The sequence below is a fragment of the Marinobacter sp. SS8-8 genome (genome assembly GCF_030540945.1).
Classification (GTDB): Bacteria; Pseudomonadota; Gammaproteobacteria; order Pseudomonadales; family Oleiphilaceae; genus Marinobacter.
This window is the reverse complement of record NZ_JASSVN010000044.1, coordinates 1-2,992: the sequence shown is the minus strand read 5'-3', so window position 1 is coordinate 2,992 and position 2,992 is coordinate 1. Positions and strand designations below refer to the sequence as shown.

Annotated in this window: 4 protein-coding genes; all 4 read right to left on the bottom strand. The window is 47.2% G+C overall.

The features are described 5' to 3' along the window. Nucleotides 1–221: 221 nt before the first annotated feature. Complete coding sequence (locus tag QPL96_RS19240) at nt 222–716, bottom strand: hypothetical protein (protein ID WP_303288888.1); 495 nt, start codon at nt 714–716, stop codon at nt 222–224. After that, nucleotides 713–1,048 carry a hypothetical protein gene (locus QPL96_RS19235; protein WP_303288887.1) on the bottom strand — a complete coding sequence of 112 codons (336 nt, stop codon included), beginning with the start codon at nt 1,046–1,048 and terminating at the stop codon, nt 713–715. The genes QPL96_RS19240 and QPL96_RS19235 overlap by 4 nt, the downstream gene beginning before the upstream one ends. Nucleotides 1,049–1,269: 221 nt before the next feature. Further along, entirely contained in the window at nt 1,270–2,223 is a 954-nt protein-coding gene (locus QPL96_RS19230; RefSeq protein WP_303288889.1) for a reverse transcriptase domain-containing protein, read from the bottom strand. Nucleotides 2,224–2,663: 440 nt separating this feature from the next. Further along, a complete protein-coding gene (locus tag QPL96_RS19225) occupies nt 2,664–2,957 on the bottom strand; it encodes a type II toxin-antitoxin system RelE/ParE family toxin (RefSeq protein ID WP_303288886.1) in 294 nt (97 codons plus the stop codon). Nucleotides 2,958–2,992 lie beyond the last annotated feature (35 nt).

Here is a 2,992-nt window from a genome sequence, read left to right as displayed (position 1 = left end):
ACTTTCCCCTTCCATCACCCGCTGAACAGCGCGAATGCGAAGGGCTTCGAGGGTTTTATGATCCAGTTTACGACCATCAGTCTGGCGCATGAGTGACAATATCCGATAAGCTTTGGGAGAATATATCACATTATAAATAATGTTCGCTTACTTTTGTACTGCTTAGTAACATTATAATGTTCGCCTACTTTATTTCCAATTAGTAATGGCCAATCGATCGATTACAAAATGTTAAGCTCCTCCAATATCAGAAACGGATTAAAAGGAGATTTAAAATAATCACTTTCTCCAATATCAGATTTTATATTATTTGATAGCTCATTATTTATCTTGTAATTAGACCAGGATATTTCATGTATCAACCCTGAAATATATCTGGCTTCTTCTTTTGATTCATCCGAGGTTTCTTCACTATTTAAAACCGCTCCAATAAAGAAACTTAACTCACCAAGTTCAGGCATAGTGCACTTTAGCAATGCGATAGAGCTACTTGTTACAAGAAACTCTCTAAGCTCTTGATCCTTATAGCGCTTCAGATTTTCAAGTATGCCTTTATCAGGAAGCCCCCTTTCATTTTCAGACTTTTTGCAAGAAACCAATGCTCTCTCATAATCTTCCACCTTACTGTTGAGTACCTTTACAGCATAGCTTTCCGCAAGGGCTGTAGTAGAAAGATTAAGAGAAACAAAAAAAATGAAGAATAATCTACTAATCATTGTACACCACATCCCTGAGCGATTGATTTCCAGAACTGCTTTTGTTCGTTCGACTTCCCAGGGATCAAATATTGTATGCGGGCATGGTACTCAATGCGACCACGCACAATACCATCGATTTTTATCATTGCTTTTGTAAACTGAACAAAATCAAAGCCAGATATGTTAAACGTCGCTTGCCCTGCATTATTACCTAAAAATATCGTAGCCAGAGCTCCAGCAGGCATAATGATTTCAAGCATATTACCCGCGCGTTGACGCCTTCGAATGTCTTCGATCACATCCCAATCATCTGCGTCCAGCTTTAGTCCGTTGATGTCTTGACATTCCATTTAGCTCCCTCCTTTGGTGCCAGATGTCTGCACTTTCCATATTGAAAGTGACTTCGGATACTACGAAAAATGCTCTCGGGATAGAAGCCCAACCTGGTAGCTAAGGGCCTTGCGGCCCTTCGCCCCATAAGAACTGTACGTGATAGTTTCCCATCATACAGCTCAAGCCCTTTGAAGGCCGCGCAGGCGACCCACCTATTCATATCCAGTAAGACTTCCCTTCAGGCGGCCAGTTTCTCGTACGACGAACTGTTGAGGAATCGTCGGTCCCGTCGTGCGTTCATCCGCTGCTTTCGGGCTCTCGCTTCGAAGTAGTCTTTGTCCGCCAGGTCATAGGGATTGGCACCACTGCGTATTTTACTATGATACCGAATCGGCAAGTCCCCGGCCTTGAACAACCGTATGAGCTTCATACCTGACGCGGTCGGGTAATAGCACCCATACTCAATACGACCTTTGAAACGCCCTCGGTAGCGCTTTCTGATCCATGCCCACGTCTTGGATCGGTGCTCCTGCTGTAACCACTTTTTAACCAGTGGGTAGATCCTGTCATCGACGTAACTCAGGCGTTCTTTCGCTACCACGTGTCGATACGCATAGGCCCAGCCTCTGATGACGGCATTGAGCTTTGCCAGTAAAGCGTGGAAAGGGATGCCACGGTACTTCTTCAGCACACCTCGCACTTTCTCCAGCAACTCCCGGGTTTTGCCGTCTTGCGGCTGGACCAGCAAGGTACCTCGGTATTTCCTGTAGTGAAAGCCCAGGAAGTTGAAGCCTTGCCCAATATGGCTGATGCGCGTTTTCTCGGTTGAGAGTTGTAGCCCCCGCTGTGCCAGGAAGCGCTCGACCTGTGGCCGGACTTCGTGTTCCAGAACAGCGGGATTCTTCCCTGTGATGATAAAGTCGTCTGCGTATCGGATGACGTGCAGTTTGCTGCGCCCCCGGCTTCGGGAGGCAGGTACGACCAGCTCTTCCAGACCGTCCAGTGCCATGTTGCACAGGATCGGTGAGATCACGCCCCCTTGCGGGGTGCCGTCTTCCGTTTCGTAGCGTGCCTCCTTGCTCATATACCCCGATTTAAGCCACTGTGTTAACACGGGCTTGGGTAGTGGGATATGCGTCAACAACCATTCATGACTGATGCGATCAAAACAGGCCTTGATATCGGCTTCCAGAATCCGGCTCCATCACGGGTTACCTTCTTCCTCCCTGAAGGCTCTACGACATTGCCATGTTCTGCATGAATACCTTAACGAGCAACTCAAGGAAATTGTTTACCGGCAACTGCGACGTTTACAGAAGTTACCAGCACTATTGAAATCATTTTTTAGGCATCCTGACCTGGCTTACATATTAAATTAATGTTCGCTTACTTTATTTCGGATTAGTAACAGGGTTCATTGTCCCCAACGCTTCATACCAAGTCCTTTTCGCATGGTGGGTAGGATACTGGTGGTAGAACACCAGGTTGCACTTCCGACATCCGCTCAGTTACGGAAAAAAATGTCGGGTTACAACATATATTCATGCAACTTCATGTCGCAAATAACGCCCGGCTCACGCGCCGGTTTGGAACCGCGAAGCGGCGGAAAAGCGGTCGCTGTGCAGCCGTTTGTTAAAGCCTGCCAAGCCAATACTGCGGGCGTCGCCGGTCATGGGCCACAGCCAATACTTGAAAGCCATCAGTCTTTTCTCGGTAAATGATGGATAGCGGGAATCTTTGAAGGGGCGCTCTACGAATATCTGGCTTCAATTCAACTTGCCAAGCCTTTGGTGACTCGCCAACTAAATTGGCCAGGGCCTCAAATTCCTCTATGAGGGCGCCACCCAATCCCGGAACTTTTGATTCGTAATAACCAACAGATTCCAGAAACTCGGCTTCCGCTGCCGGGTGAAAAGAATAGTTCATTCGATCAGTGCTCTAGCCTTCCTCAAGACATCGTT

Excerpts from the sequence above, each read along its gene's own strand:
- QPL96_RS19225 (WP_303288886.1), bottom strand. The coding sequence starts at position 2,957 with ATGAACTATTCTTTTCACCCGGCAGCGGAAGCCGAGTTTCTGGAATCT.
- QPL96_RS19240 (WP_303288888.1), bottom strand. The coding sequence starts at position 716 with ATGATTAGTAGATTATTCTTCATTTTTTTTGTTTCTCTTAATCTTTCT.
- QPL96_RS19235 (WP_303288887.1), bottom strand. The coding sequence starts at position 1,048 with ATGGAATGTCAAGACATCAACGGACTAAAGCTGGACGCAGATGATTGG.